The organism is Effusibacillus pohliae DSM 22757 (assembly GCF_000376225.1).
In the GTDB taxonomy this organism is placed as follows: Bacteria; Bacillota; Bacilli; order Tumebacillales; family Effusibacillaceae; genus Effusibacillus; species Effusibacillus pohliae.
In genome coordinates, this window is the sequence record NZ_AQXL01000135.1 from 23,975 (window position 1) to 38,742 (window position 14,768).

General features: G+C 57.0%; 12 protein-coding genes. 8 read left to right on the forward strand and 4 right to left on the reverse strand.

Annotated elements, in window-relative coordinates; genetic code table 11:
- Nucleotides 1-69 precede the first annotated feature (69 nt).
- The 3 genes from C230_RS0117895 to C230_RS0117905 all read left to right on the forward strand — a co-directional run bounded on the left by C230_RS0117895 (nucleotide 70) and on the right by C230_RS0117905 (nucleotide 5,236).
- Nucleotides 70-1,509: an NAD-dependent succinate-semialdehyde dehydrogenase gene (locus tag C230_RS0117895; RefSeq protein ID WP_018133426.1), complete on the forward strand. Its 1,440-nt coding sequence runs from the start codon at nucleotides 70-72 to the stop codon at nucleotides 1,507-1,509.
- Nucleotides 1,510-1,952: 443 nt separating this feature from the next.
- Nucleotides 1,953-3,008 (forward strand): LacI family DNA-binding transcriptional regulator, encoded by a 1,056-nt coding sequence (locus tag C230_RS0117900; RefSeq protein WP_018133427.1) that lies wholly within the window; start codon nucleotides 1,953-1,955, stop codon nucleotides 3,006-3,008.
- Nucleotides 3,009-3,304: 296 nt separating this feature from the next.
- Entirely contained in the window at nucleotides 3,305-5,236 is a 1,932-nt protein-coding gene (locus C230_RS0117905; RefSeq protein WP_026174414.1) for a glycoside hydrolase family 15 protein, read from the forward strand.
- Here C230_RS0117905 and C230_RS0117910 read toward each other — a convergent pair.
- The 3 genes from C230_RS0117910 to C230_RS0117920 are packed head-to-tail and all read right to left on the reverse strand — an operon-like array spanning nucleotide 5,231 to nucleotide 8,590.
- Entirely contained in the window at nucleotides 5,231-5,914 is a 684-nt protein-coding gene (locus C230_RS0117910; protein ID WP_018133429.1) for a response regulator, read from the reverse strand. The genes C230_RS0117905 and C230_RS0117910 overlap by 6 nt on opposite strands.
- 1 nt (nucleotide 5,915) lies before the next feature.
- Nucleotides 5,916-7,550 carry an ATP-binding protein gene (locus tag C230_RS20950; RefSeq protein WP_018133430.1) on the reverse strand — a complete coding sequence of 545 codons (1,635 nt, stop codon included), beginning with the start codon at nucleotides 7,548-7,550 and terminating at the stop codon, nucleotides 5,916-5,918.
- A 14-nt stretch (nucleotides 7,551-7,564) separates the two neighbouring features.
- The gene (locus C230_RS0117920; RefSeq protein WP_018133431.1) at nucleotides 7,565-8,590 is read right to left on the reverse strand and encodes a DctP family TRAP transporter solute-binding subunit; all 1,026 of its coding nucleotides are present in this window, start codon (nucleotides 8,588-8,590) and stop codon (nucleotides 7,565-7,567) included.
- Nucleotides 8,591-8,761: 171 nt separating this feature from the next.
- Here C230_RS0117920 and C230_RS0117925 point away from each other — a divergent pair, with 171 nt between their 5' ends.
- From C230_RS0117925 to C230_RS0117935, 3 genes are all read left to right on the forward strand, one after another.
- The gene (locus tag C230_RS0117925) at nucleotides 8,762-10,024 is read left to right on the forward strand and encodes a dicarboxylate/amino acid:cation symporter (protein WP_018133432.1); all 1,263 of its coding nucleotides are present in this window, start codon (nucleotides 8,762-8,764) and stop codon (nucleotides 10,022-10,024) included.
- Nucleotides 10,025-10,116: 92 nt separating this feature from the next.
- Nucleotides 10,117-11,100, forward strand: a complete 984-nt coding sequence (locus C230_RS20955; protein ID WP_018133433.1) for an MBL fold metallo-hydrolase — start codon at nucleotides 10,117-10,119, stop codon at nucleotides 11,098-11,100.
- 246 nt (nucleotides 11,101-11,346) lie between these two features.
- Nucleotides 11,347-12,453, forward strand: a complete 1,107-nt coding sequence (locus C230_RS0117935; RefSeq protein WP_018133434.1) for a M24 family metallopeptidase — start codon at nucleotides 11,347-11,349, stop codon at nucleotides 12,451-12,453.
- A gap of 96 nt (nucleotides 12,454-12,549) precedes the next feature.
- On the opposite strand, the gene C230_RS21580 is transcribed toward C230_RS0117935, so the two are convergent.
- Nucleotides 12,550-13,710, reverse strand: coding sequence for a rhomboid family intramembrane serine protease (locus tag C230_RS21580; protein ID WP_018133435.1), 1,161 nt, complete (start codon nucleotides 13,708-13,710; stop codon nucleotides 12,550-12,552).
- A 354-nt stretch (nucleotides 13,711-14,064) separates the two neighbouring features.
- Here C230_RS21580 and C230_RS0117945 point away from each other — a divergent pair, with 354 nt between their 5' ends.
- Nucleotides 14,065-14,289 (forward strand): NifU family protein, encoded by a 225-nt coding sequence (locus C230_RS0117945; RefSeq protein ID WP_026174416.1) that lies wholly within the window; start codon nucleotides 14,065-14,067, stop codon nucleotides 14,287-14,289.
- A 78-nt stretch (nucleotides 14,290-14,367) separates the two neighbouring features.
- Complete coding sequence (gene trxA, locus C230_RS0117950; RefSeq protein ID WP_018133437.1) at nucleotides 14,368-14,694, forward strand: thioredoxin; 327 nt, start codon at nucleotides 14,368-14,370, stop codon at nucleotides 14,692-14,694.
- Nucleotides 14,695-14,768 lie beyond the last annotated feature (74 nt).

The following is a 14,768-nucleotide window of genomic DNA, read 5'->3' on the forward strand; positions in this document are numbered from 1 at the left end:
AAATGGATAGGCAGGCGCCCGAATTTTTTGATATGCTAAAAAATAATCGCGCAAGGGGGAGTAGTACATATGGAAAACCGTCTGTACATCAATGGAGAATGGCGGGATGCTGCTGAACGCCGGCAATTTCCGGTGGTCAACCCGGCGACCGGACAAGTGATCGCCCATGTGGCGGACGCAACGGCGGATGATGCGCAAGCGGCGGTCGAAGCGGCCGTGCGGGCGTTTCGCAGTTGGTCGAAAGAAACCGCGCGAACTCGGTCTGATCTGCTGTACAAGTGGTACCATCTGATCGCGGCGCATGCGGACGAACTGGCAGATCTGATCACCACCGAACAGGGCAAGCCGCTGCGGGAAGCGAAGGGGGAGGTGCTGTACGGGGCCGATTTTGTCCTATGGTACGCGGAAGAGGCAAAGCGGGTGTATGGCGATCTGATTCCCGCTTCTTCCCCTACGAAACGGCTGCAGGTGCTGCATCAACCGGTCGGGCCGGTGGTGGCGATCACGCCGTGGAACTTCCCGGCGGCGATGATCACCCGCAAAATCGCTCCTGCGTTGGCGGCGGGCTGTACGGTGATCGTCAAACCGTCCGAGGAGACGCCGCTGACGGCCATTCGTCTGGTGGAACTGGCGGCGGAAGCCGGCTTTCCGAAGGGGGTTCTCAACCTCGTCACTTCTTCCGATCCGCGGCAGGTGGGTGAGGTGCTGCTGGGCAGCCCGCTGGTGCGCAAGATCACGTTTACCGGCTCGACGGAAGTGGGCAAATTGTTGATGCGGCAGGCGGCTGATTCGGTTAAACGGGTGTCGCTGGAACTGGGTGGTCACGCGCCGTTCCTCGTGTTTGCCGACGCGGATCTGGACAAGGCGGTGGATGGGGTGATCGCATCCAAGTTTCGCAATGCCGGCCAGACGTGCGTGTGCGCCAACCGGATTTTGGTGGAGGAGTCGATTCTGGCGGAATTTACGGAGAAATTCCGGGCGAAAGTGGAACGGATGAAAGTCGGCCAGGGGCATCAGGAAGGCGTCGAGATCGGACCGCTCATCAACCAGGCGGCGGTGGAAAAGGTGGAACGGCACATTCAGGACGCGCTGCAAAAAGGGGCGCGTTTGGTCTGCGGCGGCCGGCGGCTGCAAGGTTCCGGCTACGAAAACGGCCACTTTTTCGAACCGACGATTCTCGCCGGCGTCACCGACGATATGCTGATCTCGCGGGAAGAGACGTTCGGTCCCGTCGCGCCGATCTATTCCTTTCGGACGGAGGAGGAAGCGGTCGAACTGGCCAACCACCCGGATTACGGATTGGCCGCTTACATGTTCACCTCTGATCTGGGGCGGACGGTTCGCGTCTCGGAGAACCTAGAGTTTGGCATCGTCGGGGTGAACGATCCGCTGCCGGCCGTTGCCCAGGCGCCGTTCGGCGGCTACAAACAGAGCGGGTTGGGCCGCGAGGGCGGCAAATACGGACTGGAGGAATTTCTGGAAACGAAATATGTATCGATTCAAATTTAGGGGCAAATAAGGATCAACGTTCCTCTTTACGGAAGGGGTTGATCCTTTTTTTTTTTCGACACACTGCACACGCACGCTCGGAAGCGTGGTGGTGGATGAAGGACAGCCTTTTGCCACGCATGCTTAATAATCTCAAAGCTCATTGACGAAACCTGACTGGCTGGATTATAGTTAAAGTACAAACGTTTGAATCCTAGAAATTCAATAAAAATGCGGGTTTTTTCGATTAAGGAATGCATACGATTGCACATAGTAAATACTTTGGGCGGTGCTCAAATCCTCCAAAACCTGACGCTGTCGGTCGGTGATTTTCATGGTGTTGCAAAAATGGATCGCTTGCGGGCTTGTAACCGGTTCTGTGAAAGGATAAAATTTTAGTTGTATTTGGAACCGCTAGTATCGTTTGATGACCCTGCGTGGGGGGCGGAAGGAGGTGCGTCCCGTTGAACGTTACCATAAAAGATGTGGCGGTTAAGGCAGGTGTATCGCCTTCCACCGTGTCGCGCGTGATCTCCAATCACCCGCGGATCAGCGAAAAGACGAAGCGGCAGGTCCGCCAGGCGATGGAAGAGTTGGGGTATCATCCGAACTTTTTGGCTCGCAGCCTGGTGAAAAAAAGCGCGGATGCGATCGGCGTGCTGATTCCCAGCACGACGGAGGAATTTTTCATGAATCCGTTTTTTCCCGAAGTGTTGCGCGGTATCAGCGATGTGGCCAAGCGGGAAGGGTTCGATTTGCTGCTGTCGACATCCGATTCCGGCAAGGAGGATGTCAGGTCGTTGAAACGAATGATTCACGGCAAGCGTGTCGACGGCGTGCTGCTGCTTTCCTCGCGGATGCAGGATCCGCTGTTGGATGTGTTGCGGGAACATCCGTTTCCGGCAACGCTGCTCGGACGGCCGCACGATGACAACGTCCCGATTTCTTGGGTGAACAACGACAATGTGGACGCTTGTTACCGAGCTACCCGTCATCTGATCGGCCTCGGACACCGGCGGATCGGTTTTCTGTGCGGTGACCAAGCCTTGTTGGTGACACAGGACCGGATGCAAGGATATGAGACCGCGCTGAAAGAAGCGGGTCTCCCGGCCGACCGCAAATTGATCTATTCCAGCCCGTTCATGGAACAGGGAGGCTATTTGGGCATGATGCGGTTGCTCGCCCTGTCGGAACGGCCGACGGCGGTGGTGGCATCGGATGATGTGCTGGCGTTCGGGGCGATGCGGGCTGCCGGTGAACTGGGATACCAGATTCCGGATGACATTGCGATCATCGGGTTTAACAATGTGAAACTGGCCGAGATGTCAAACCCGTCGTTGACCAGTATGGACGTGCATATTTACGAGTTGGGGGCGGCTGTTGCTGAACTGCTGATCGAACAGTTGCGCAACCCAGAAGCGGCGGCCAGATCGGTGATCATTCCGAGCGATCTGGTGATCCGCCACTCGTGCGGCGCCTGGAACCAACTGTCGGCTCCAAGACGCGAATCGCTACCATAGTGTTCCACGTACGCCCGGCGGCAGGGCGTTTTTTCCGCGGGTTCAATGCAAACGTATGCATTAAGTGAAGCGGGCGGATCGATGGCGGGAGGGAACAGACTAGGTACAGAAAGTGAACACGTATCGGACCGTAGCTTTTGGCTACATCGGTTCCGACAGTTGTTCGGTTGCTTTCGGGCGGCTATCGAATCGCCGACGAAAGCGGATGCGAAGCGCTGCGGATGGAGGCGTACTGAGCGTATATCATTTTGCTGGACGACCAGCAGGCAAGGCTAAAAGGAAAGGTTGATGGGAATTTGGCACACATACAGCAAAAACCGTATCTGATCGATTCGATCATCGGAAATGGACGTATTTTGGCCGCCTTGACGAAAAACGGAGAACTGGTGCGCGCGTTTTGGCCAACGATCGATTATGCGCAGCATGTGAACCGGTTTTGGGCCGGGATCCGGGTGAACGGCTCGCCGATCGCCTGGCTGAGCGGCGATCGGTTTACACATGAACATGGCTATCTGCCGGATACTAACATCGTGCGGACCGTTGCCCGGACGCGCGACTTCCCGGTGGAGGTGGAAACGACCGATTACGTGGTGCCGGACGAGGACGTGATCGTGCGTCATTACCGGGTGACGAACACGGGCGGTGATACGATCGAGACCGATCTGGTCTGCGTTTCCGATTTTCAGATGGAGGAAAGCCCGCTCTACCAATCTGTTTTGTATGACGAACAGGCGCAGGCGATTGCCCATTACCGCCGCTCCTGCTGGGCGATGGTGGGCGGACAGACAGCCCCGTTCGGCTTCCAGGTGGGAAATGTGGAAGCCCATCTGGATGAACGGCGGTTTGAAGGCGGTGCGGTGACGCTCGGTTCGGATGCGGCGCAGGTCTGGACCAGTGTGATCCCGGCAGGCGGGCACGCTGTGTTCACGATCTACATCGCATTCGGAAAAAATCGTCGGGAAGCAGGCGAGCGGCTGGCCCGGGTGCGGCAGGCGGCGCACTGGCAGCTGTTAGCCAGAACCGAGCGGCATGCAGCCGAATTCCTGGCGCGCGGCCGCCAGGTTGTTACCGGAGACGAGCGGCTGGATGCCCTCTACCGCCGGTCTTTGCTTGTATTCAGCCTGATGGCCGACGCGGTGTACGGAGGGCTGATCGCCGCGCCGGAATTTGACCCGTTTTACACGCGATGCGGCGGTTACGGGTACTGCTGGGGGCGCGATGCGGGCTATATCACGGTGGCGATCGACAAAGCGGGCTATCCGGACATCGGCCGCAGATTCTACCGATGGGCGATGCGGGCACAGGAAGCGGACGGGTCGTGGGACCACCGGCATTATATGAATGGGGATCTGGCGCCGAGTTGGGGCTATCAGGCGGATGAACCGGCTTCGATTCTGTGGGGAATGTGGCAGCATTTCCGGATCACGCAGGACGAGGCGTTTCTGCGCGAATGTTGGCCGTCGATGCGGCGGGGAGCGGATCATCTGCTGGCGACGATCGATCCGGACACGGGGTGTCCCCGGGCGAGCATCGACCTCTGGGAAGAACGGTTCGGGCAGCATACGTATTCGTCGGCCGCGGTGGCGGCGGCGCTCCTGGCGGCGGCGGAGGCGGCCCGCCAGCTCGGGGAAGCGGAGTTGGCCGAGCAGTACGGTGCGGCGGGTGAGCGGATCCGGGGGGTAGTGGAAACGCTGTACAATCCGGAAAAGCAAAGCTGGTACCGGGGCATCCGCCTGCACATCAGCCGGCAGGAGTTCGAGCGGCGAAAAGCGGCGGGCGAGCCGGTGCGGATGATTGTCGACCGACACGGATACACCCGGTATGTGGCCGATTTTGACCCGGTTGTGGATGCATCCCTGCTCGGGCTGTCCTACCCGTTCGAACTGTTTGACGCCCATCATCCGCTTGTCGTCCAGACGGCCGAGGCGGTGAGGCGGTATTGCACACAGCCGGAAGTCGGCGGCATTCGCCGGTATGAAAACGACCATTATGCGGGCGGCAACCCCTGGGTGCTGTGTACGCTGTGGTCGGCACTGGAAGCGAATCGGCGCGGCGAAGCGGACAAAGTACGGGAAGCGCTGGAGTGGGTGTTGGCCAACCAGACCGCGACCGGACTGCTGCCGGAACAGGTGGACAAAGAAAAAGGCGGCCCCGCCTGGGTGGTGCCGCTCACCTGGTCGCATGCGATGTATGTGCTGACAATTCTCGAACATTACGGCAGTTTATAACCGATACCGATTGACCGGGCGGCCGATGGAGCCATACTGGATCTCCAGTTGGATGTCGCCCTTTTTTTGCAGATATTCCAGATAGCGGCGGGCGGTAACGCGGGCAAGTCCGGTTCCCGCCGCCACTTCTTCCGCCGACTTCGGTTCCGTTTGCTTCGCCAGGTAGTGCAGAATCTGCTGCAAGGTGCGCTGGTTGAGCCCTTTTGGCAGATTGGTGGCGTTCTGCGGTTCCGGATGGGCCAGTCTCATGCCAGTGATCACGTCCATATCCGCCTGTTCCAGTTGCCGGTCGGCCTGCAATTTGCTGTGGATGTAGCGATACTGGTCGAGGGCGGAGCGAATCCGCTCGAACCGGAACGGTTTGAAAATATAGTCGACGGCGCCAAAGCGCAAAATCTGCTGGATGTGTTCCGGTGATCGATTGGCTGTCAAGAGGATTACGACGACCGGCAGTTCTCGTCGGCGGATGTCTTTCAGAATGGACAGGCCGTCCCGGTCAGGCAGGAAATAGTCGAGCAGCACCAGATCCGGTTTTGCCCGTTCGATCACCTGAACCGCTTCCGCACCGGTGAACGCTTTGCCGACTAGTTGATAACCGGCAATCCGGGCGACAAATTCACTGTTCACTTCCATCACCATCGGATCGTCCTCGACGATCACCAGCCGAATCGGTTCCATTTCAGCTCTCCTCCATTTCCGGGGACCGGAGGCTGCCCTCCACTTCCCACGCAGGGCCGGGCAGGATCACGACAAACCGGGTGCATGTCCCAGGGTTCGATTCTACTTCGATCTCGCCGCCGTGCAGATCGACGAGCTGTTTTACAAGGTAGAGTCCGATGCCTTGGCCGTTCGGTCCCTTTGTCGTGAAGCCGTAATCGAAGATTTTGGCCTGTACATCCGGCGGGATTCCGATCCCGTTGTCGGTCACCTGAATCTCCACGCCGTCCTCATTTCCTTCCAGGAAGAGCTGCACCCGCTTGTCCGGGCGGGTGGCTCTGGCAGCCGCATAGATCGCGTTTTCCAGCAGATTGCCGAGCACCAGAAGCAGGTCCGCCTCTTTCAGATTGGCTGGCAACACGGACAACGAACTGCGCGGATCAACCTGCAGTGCCACCCCCTGTTCCCGAGCGTGACTGATCTTGCCGAGGATCAGGCCGGAGATGCTGTACACCTGGATCCGCTGTGTCAAAAAGCGGGTTTCGTCTTCCTTTTCCTGGTTGAAGCGGAGAATTTTCTCCATCACTTCTTCATACCGTTCCAGCTGGATCAGGCCGGCGATTGTGTGCAGCTTGTTCAGATACTCGTGGTTTTGCGCCCGCAGGGCGTCGATAAACTTTTTGACGCCGGTCAGTTCTTCGGCCAATTGATAGACTTCCGTCCGGTCCTGAAACGTGGACATGGCGCCGACGATTTGCCCATTGACCTTGATCGGGACCCGGTTCGTCAGAATAACCGTGTCGTGAATCCGGCGAAGCTGCCTGTATTGCGGTTGTCCGTCACGCAAAACCTCGGGCAGCCGGCTGTCGGGGATCACCTCACGAATCGGTTTGCCGATCACATCTTGCGTCACATGCATCATACGGGCCGCCTGCTTGTTAAAAACGGTGATCCGCTCGTCCTGGTCAATCGCGATGATCCCTTCCGCGATCGATTCGATCACCGCTTCCCGCTCTTCAAACAGGTGGGCGATGTCGACCGGTTCCATATTGAACATCTGCCGCTTGATCCGGTTGGCCACCCCAACCGCACCGAGAATCGCGAACGTGCCCCCGAGCAGCAGGGACAGATAGAGGTCCAGCCGGTAGTCCCAGACCATTTGCCAAAATGAGGGGACGAGCACTCCGACCACCACAACACCGAGTTGCCTGGCTCCCTCCTCGTCCATCACCGGCACGAACGCTCGAATCGAGCGGCCTTTGACGCCTTTGGCATGCGACACATAGGATTGTTCGGCCAGGGCCGGCCCCTCGTCGCCGCCTTCGAAGCGGGTACCGATCCGATCTTCCAGCGGATGGGAATACCGCTTTTTGTCCATGTCGAACACGACTACATACTCCACATCGGTCGCCAACCGGACCCGTTCGGCGTTCGGCTGGATGATTTGCCAGCCGTCAGGCCGCTGCAATCCTTCCCGAATGACCGGCGACTGGGCAAGCGACTGTCCGATCGCCATCACCCGTTTTCCCAGTTCCTGTTCGTACGCGGCGGTCATCCGGCGCAGCATGATCAAACTGCTTGCGCTGACGGAAAAAAAGACGATGATCGAGACGATAACCGCAATTCTTGTCCGCATGGTAAGCCGTTTTCGTTTCATAGTCTCTGTCTCCGTCAGGGGGTGAGATTCAACTCGCGAAAGAAATCCTGCCCGAGCCTTTGCTGCATGTCTGCATATAGCGGCTGGTAGAACTGTTTCCATTTTGCTTTCTGCGTTTCCGTCAGTCGCTCGATCTGAATGCAGCGGCAATTGTAGATCTCTTGCAGTTTCGCCTGTTCCAGTTTGACCGCCTGCGTCCGTTCCCAGTTCGTGACTTCCCTCATCGTTTCCAGGATCACGGATTGCACGCCGGCGGGCAGCCGGTTCCAAAACGTCCGGTCGATCACCACCAGATAGCCGAGATAGCCGTGATCGCTCAACGTCATGTAGTTTTGCACCTTGTAAAACCGTTTGCTGTAGATATTGGAGATCGTATTTTCCTGGCCCTGGATTTTGCCCTGTTCGAGCGCCAGGTATACGTCGTTAAAATTCATTTCGATCGGGCGGACCTGCAGCAAATTGAACTGTTGGCCGAGCACGGCGCTCGGCATGATCCGCATCGTCAACCCGGCCATATCCTGCGGTTCGCGGATCGGACGCAGATTGTTGGTAAACTGCTTGAAGCCGCTGTCCCAGGCGGCGAGCAGAAGCATGTTGTGTTTTTCCAATTTGCGGGCGATCGCCTGTCCGATCTGTCCGTCAAATACCCTGTGGTACCCGTCGAGATCCGAATACAGGTAAGGCAGGTCGAACGCCCCCAACTCCGGTACCAGATTGCTCAGTTTGGAGAGTGCCGGGGCGATCATTTGCACATGTCCCTCCGCCAGTGCGTTCAGCTCTTCCGAATCTTTGTATAGGGAACCGTTCGAAAACACTTGCACTTCCACTTTGCCGTTCGTCCGTTCTTTCATCAGCTTGGCGAACAGGCGGGCGGCTTGTCCCTTCGGCGTATCTTCGCCGACCACGTGCGAAAAGCGAATCACGATTTTGTCCGATTCGCTGACCTGTTCGTGATCGACGGCTGTCGGAGCGCAAGCGGCAAACAATCCGAGAAACAGCAGACAGGTCAGAAAAAAAGCGCCGACGCGCACTTGGATCACCTCGCTTCATCCCTGTTCATCATCTCATATTTGGAGGTTCAGTTCAAAAGATCAAAAAGACCAAAAGGAACTATATGTTCGAATTCTTCCGATTCGAAGTCAAATATGATTCAATACATCAATAGAAAAAACATTTCGTCATGTAAGCGATTTCGAAAAGGGGGATCAGGAGTGAAAAAGAGATTCGGTTTCAAGAGCCTCACCGCGCAAGTCTTGACTGCCATCGTTTTGGGTATCTTATTCGGCCAGTTTTTTCCGAAATACGCAGTCGACTTGAAAGTTCTGGCTGACATTTTCATCAAATTGATCAAGATGGTGATCGCCCCGATCATTTTCCTGACCGTGGTGACGGGAATTGCGGGGATGGGAGACATGAAGAAGCTCGGACGGGTCGGCGGCAAGGCGCTGATCTACTTCGAGGTCGTATCCACTTTCGCGTTGGCGATCGGTCTGATCGTGGTCAACATTGTCAAGCCTGGTGTCGGTGTAAACGCTTCCGCCGCGAAAGGCGATATCAGTACGTATACCAAGCAAGCGGCGGAAGCAAGTCATGGGGTAATGGATTTCATCATGAGCATCATCCCGGACAATTTGATCGGGGCATTGGCAAAAGGGGAGCTGCTGCCGATTTTGTTCGTCGCCGTTCTGTTTGGCGTGGCCTTGGCATCGATGGGGGAGCGGGCCAAGTCGGTGATTGATTTGTTTGAAAAAATGACGGAGGGTATTTTCCGAATTGTCAACATGGTGATGAAAGTCTCCCCGATCGCCGCGTTTGGGGCGATGTCTTATACGATCGGCAAATTCGGCATCGGAACCCTGTTCTACCTGGGCAAATTGATGGCCTCCGTCTATCTGACGATGGCTTTGTTTATCGTGGTGGTGCTCGGTCTGATCGCAAAATTCTACGGGTTCTCGATTTTCAAGTTTATCGCTTATATCAAAGAGGAAATTCTCCTTGTCTTGGGGACATCCTCATCCGAATCCGCCTTGCCGCGCATGATGGAACGGCTGCAAAAATACGGCTGTTCCAAAACCACAGTCGGCCTTGTGCTGCCGACCGGTTATTCGTTTAACCTGGACGGAACCGCGATCTATCTGTCGATGGCTGCGATGTTCATCGCTCAGGCATATGGTGTTCATTTGTCGGTTGGACAGCAGTTGACTCTGTTGGGAATTCTGATGCTGACTTCGAAGGGTGCAGCCGGCGTGACAGGATCCGGATTCGTTACGTTGGCCGCCACGCTGACCGCATTCCCGATGGTGCCGGTGGCCGGAATCGCGCTGCTCTTGGGCGTAGACCGCTTCATGTCGGAAGCGCGGGCGATCACCAATCTGATCGGCAACGGGGTAGCTACGGTAGTGATTTCCAAATCGGAAAAAGAGTTTGGTACGGAGGCTGCGGGTTCAGTGCAAGAGACTCAGTTGCCGGCATAAACGGTTAGTGGAGGAATGCCCGAATGTGGCATTCCTCCTGATTTAGTGCTAAAATTGAATGAAGAGTCATTCAGTTTTAGGAGGATCCCGCTATGCCGAACACCATTCAATTGGAACGACCCTGTCGAGACGTCGTCTCGTTCGCGATTCCGACCCCTTTTCCGGTGGGGGATGTCAATGTGTATCTACTCGAAGGAGACAGGCTGACGCTGATCGACACCGGCCCGCGAACGGACGAAGCCTGGGACGTGCTGATCAGCGGCTTTCAAGCCGCCGGCTACCGATTGTCCGATTTGAAACAGATCGTGCTGACCCATTTTCATGAGGACCATACGGGGCTGGCCTACCGTTTGCGGCAGGAAACGGGCGCAAAAGTGCTCGCCCATCCGGGAACGGCCGTTTGGCTGCGGGAGGAGCCTTGGTTTGTCGAGTGGCGAAACCGATTTTTCAGGGACCTGTACGCACGGGCCGGTTTGCTTCCAACGCAGATCGAGCTGATTATGACCGCTTACCAGGCGTTGCGAACATTCGGCCATCCGTGTGAAGTGGATGAAGTGTTGGCAGACGGAGCCGTGCTGCCGTCGCATCCTGACTGGCGGGTCGTGTACACTCCGGGTCATTCGCAGACCCAATTGTCGCTGTATCGGGCGGCCGATCAAACGATGATCCTGGCGGATCACCTGATCGCGCATATTTCGTCCAACGCATTCCTGGAACCTTCCGTCCGGCCGGATGAGGAGCGGGTCAAGCCGTTGATCCAGTACCGGGCGGAATTGCAAAAATTGAAGCGGCTGCCGATCCGGCTCGGGTTGCCGGGGCATGGCGAGCCGATTTTTGAGCATGCGGCTTTGATCGACAAGCGGTTCGAATCACAGGAACGGCGGGGGGAAACGATCGTGGAACTGCTGGCGGAAAGAGAACGAACCGCTCTTGAGCTGGCGTTGGAACTGTTTCCGAAGCATCAGGATCAGCTACCGCTTGTTTTGTCGGAGACGATCGGGCATCTTGACTGGCTGGAAGCGGAGGGCCGGATCACCAAAACAACCCGCGATGGCGTGGACCGATTCTCCGCGTAACGGGGCTTCCGTCCTGTTGATTGGCATCCCCGGCAGCCGCCAGCAGGAGACTCGCCGGAGAAAAATGCCTTCCTTAATCCACCCGTTTTGGATAGGCTCTTTATTGCAAAAAATTGTTTTTGCTGACATATGCCTATAACTGCGGTACATTTAGGTGAGGAAAGTTGATGTCTGGAAAGCAACAAACTTTGCACAACGAGCGTCAATAAAGAGGGTCTGCGGCAAACAGGCGAAGGGGTGGTAGCAATGTCCTATTACCGGGCCCGTATCTCAAAATTGCTGGCGTGGATGGAAACAGCCAAGATCGATCTGGCGATTGTCACATCGCCGGCCAACGTGATGTACCTGACCGGATTTTACGGCGATCCGCACGAGCGGTGGATGGGGGTGGTCGTTCCCCGGCAAGGCGAGCCTTTTTTGTACGTGCCGGTGCTTGACCGGAACAAGGCGGAGGCGGTGTGCGATCTGCCCGTGCATACGCATGGTGATGAGGATGACGCTGTCAGGCTGCTGCTTGAACTGTTGGGGTGCGATCCGGCCGGAATCGGGCGGATTGCGATTGAGAAAACCCACATGTCGGTGGCCAGGTCGGAACAGGTGCAGGCCCATTTTTCCGGTTCGATCTTTGTCAACGCGGAGGAGCGGTTGACCGCGATGCGCCTGCAAAAGGATGAGCAGGAACTGGCACTGATGCGGCGCGCTGCCCGATTGGCGGACGAAGCGGTGGCTTTTGCCTTCAGCCAGATTGTGCCGGGCCGCATGGAATATGAAATCGTGCAGGCGATCGAATCGTTTGCGAAACGGCAAGGAGCTGACCGGATGGCGTTTGACACGATGGTGCTGGCCGGCGAGAAAAGCGCTTTGCCGCACGGGGCACCCGGTACGCGCGAGATCCGCCGGGGGGATCTGTTGTTGATCGACCTGGGCATTGTCTGGCAGGGGTACTGCTCGGACATCACCCGCACGGTCGCCGTCGGCGAAGCCAGCGATCGGCAGCGGGCAATCTATGAGGCGGTGCGCAAAGCGAATGAAGCTGCAATCGCGGCGGTCAAGCCGGGAGTGGAAGCGGCTGCCGTCGACCGGGCGGCCCGGGACGTGATCGCGGAGGCCGGATTTGCCGATTCTTTCACCCACCGGGTGGGGCACGGCCTTGGCATCGAGATCCACGAACCGCCGTCCGTTCACGGAAAAAATGGGCAGCGGCTGCTGCCGGGAACAGTGTTTACGATTGAGCCCGGCATCTACCTGGCTGATGTCGGCGGTGTTCGCATCGAAGATGACGTACTCGTCACCGAATCGGGCGCCGAGGTGTTGACCGCCTATCCGAAAGAGCTGCAAATTTTGCCTTTCTGACCGTTATCTGTCGAAATCATCTTATCATTTGAACGGCAACCGGATGGAATCGTAATCTGATGCCGGAGCTGTCCAGTTGCTTCTGCATGGGGGACGTCAAAGGTGAAAACCGGCCAAAATGCCGAACCCGAGCAGACCGAACAGCGCGGATGCAGCCAGCAGGCGGTGCGCCCGAAACGGCTGCTGCGGCAATCCGACCGCCGCCGCGGCCAAAAATCCGCCAGCCAGTCCTCCGATATGTCCCGAGTTGCTGATGTTCGGAATCATCAGGCCCAACAGCAGGTTGATCGCCAACGTCGTCCAGATGGCGCTGCCCATCGTTCGGCGGAAGAACTCCCTGCGCTGCGTTCCAAAGTAGAGGAGGGCGCCGAGAATTCCGAAAATGGCGCCCGAGGCGCCGACGGCCGGATACGGCGACGCGGCGAAGCTCGCCACATTGCCTGAAATGCCGGCCAGCAGGAAAATCAGCAAAAACCGGTTGCTGCCAAAAATCCACTCCGCATTCCGCAACGAATACAAAGCGAAAGCGTTGACCAGCAAGTGCAGGACATTCAGATGCAGGAACATCGGGGTGACCAGCCGCCAATATTCGCCCGCCAGAATCCGTTCGTTCACCTTCGCGCCAAACCGAATCAAGACGGCGGACGGATCCCCCGCCCCGGCCGCCCACATCCAGGCGAACAGACCGATCATGATTGCCAGCAGGGAATAGACCGCTTTCGAGGATGTCTCCACGAATACGTTGCGCCATTCTGTGTCCCGCCGCTCCAACGTCTCCAGAATTTGTTGCTGCAGTTCCTGTGGCGGGAGCGGTTGATCGGTACGGTCGGCGGCGGCCAGCACGGTCGATTCCGGCAGGATGCCTTTGCTGATCCAGGGAAGGTTGGAGGCGAACCGTTTGCTTTCCAGATCGAGCCAGGCGGTGTACACCGCTATATCAGGCGCCATTTCATGCCGCTCCAGCGTTTTCAAAGTCTGTTGTAGCCGTTCGTCGGGAGCGGTCGGAAACGTGATCAGTTGAACTACCGTGATGCCGCTCAGAGGGTGTTCGCTCAGGATGTCGCGGGCGCGGGCGAAGGAACTGTCCAGAAGCGCCTGCACCGGTTCCGGGAAGCCCCGCACCAGCCGAAGCAGCACTCCCCGCCGCCCGTCCGATTTGAACAGAGACGTTTCCGGAAACAGCACGCCCGGCGGAAACCATGCGTACCCCTCTTTTTGAATTAGCTCGCGGGCCAGGACCAGTTCAAATGATTCCATGCATTCTCCACTCCGTTTCACTCCCAGTTTCTCTTATTCGGCCGGTTTGTGCAAGGCCTGGTCCGAAACCTGGCGGACCGTATTGGGGAATGCACCGTCACAAGCCTCTTTCATGCAATGCGGTGGGAGAGCAAACTGCCTGATTCCCCGGCAGGGCCGAGGGCTTTGCAAGCGGTGCAGGGTTTGCTATACTGTATTTTGTAAGGATCGTCACATACGAATCGAAAACATTCGCATATACTACGATTAGAACAAGGTACTCGCTTGGAGTTTGCGAATGTGTTGCCGTTAGTTGGTGATACTAGCAAGCGGTATGGTTGATCCATTGTTATGGAGGTGTCTGCGATGGAAGATTTGCGTGAACGCGTGCAGAACGCACTGGATAAAATCCGCCCGGGCCTGATGGCGGACGGCGGGGATGCGGAACTGGTGGATGTCGATCCGGAAAAAGGCATTGCCACCATTCGCATGGTGGGCGCATGCGGCGGTTGCCCGATGTCAACGATGACGCTGAAAATGGGAATTGAACGCACCATTCGCGCGGCCGTTCCCGAAATCAAGGAAGTGATCGCCGTTTAATGGCGGAGGGAACATCGTTCCCGCGATGGTTCAATTTTGAATCTAGCTGGTTTTTTTGGCATACAGGGAGGTCCTCACATGGCTGCAAATGCAGTGGTGAAAATCACCGATCAAACATTTGAACAAACGATCCGATCCGACAAGCCGGTGTTGGTCGATTTTTGGGCGGAATGGTGCGGTCCCTGCCGGATGCTCGCACCGATTTTGGACGAGGTTGCGGCCGAATATGGCGAAAAGCTCACCGTTGCGAAACTGAACGTCGACGAAAATCCGGCTACGTCGCAAAAGTTCGGAATCATGTCGATTCCGACCATGCTGGTCTTTAAAAACGGCCAAGTCGTGAAGACTCTTGTCGGTTACATGTCCAAAAAGGACCTGCTCGACAAGTTGGCGGATGTAATGTAATGGTTGACCACACAAGAGTCGTGCCCAGGGCGCGGCTCCATTTTTTTAACTCAAACTTTTTCATATCTGCTGGG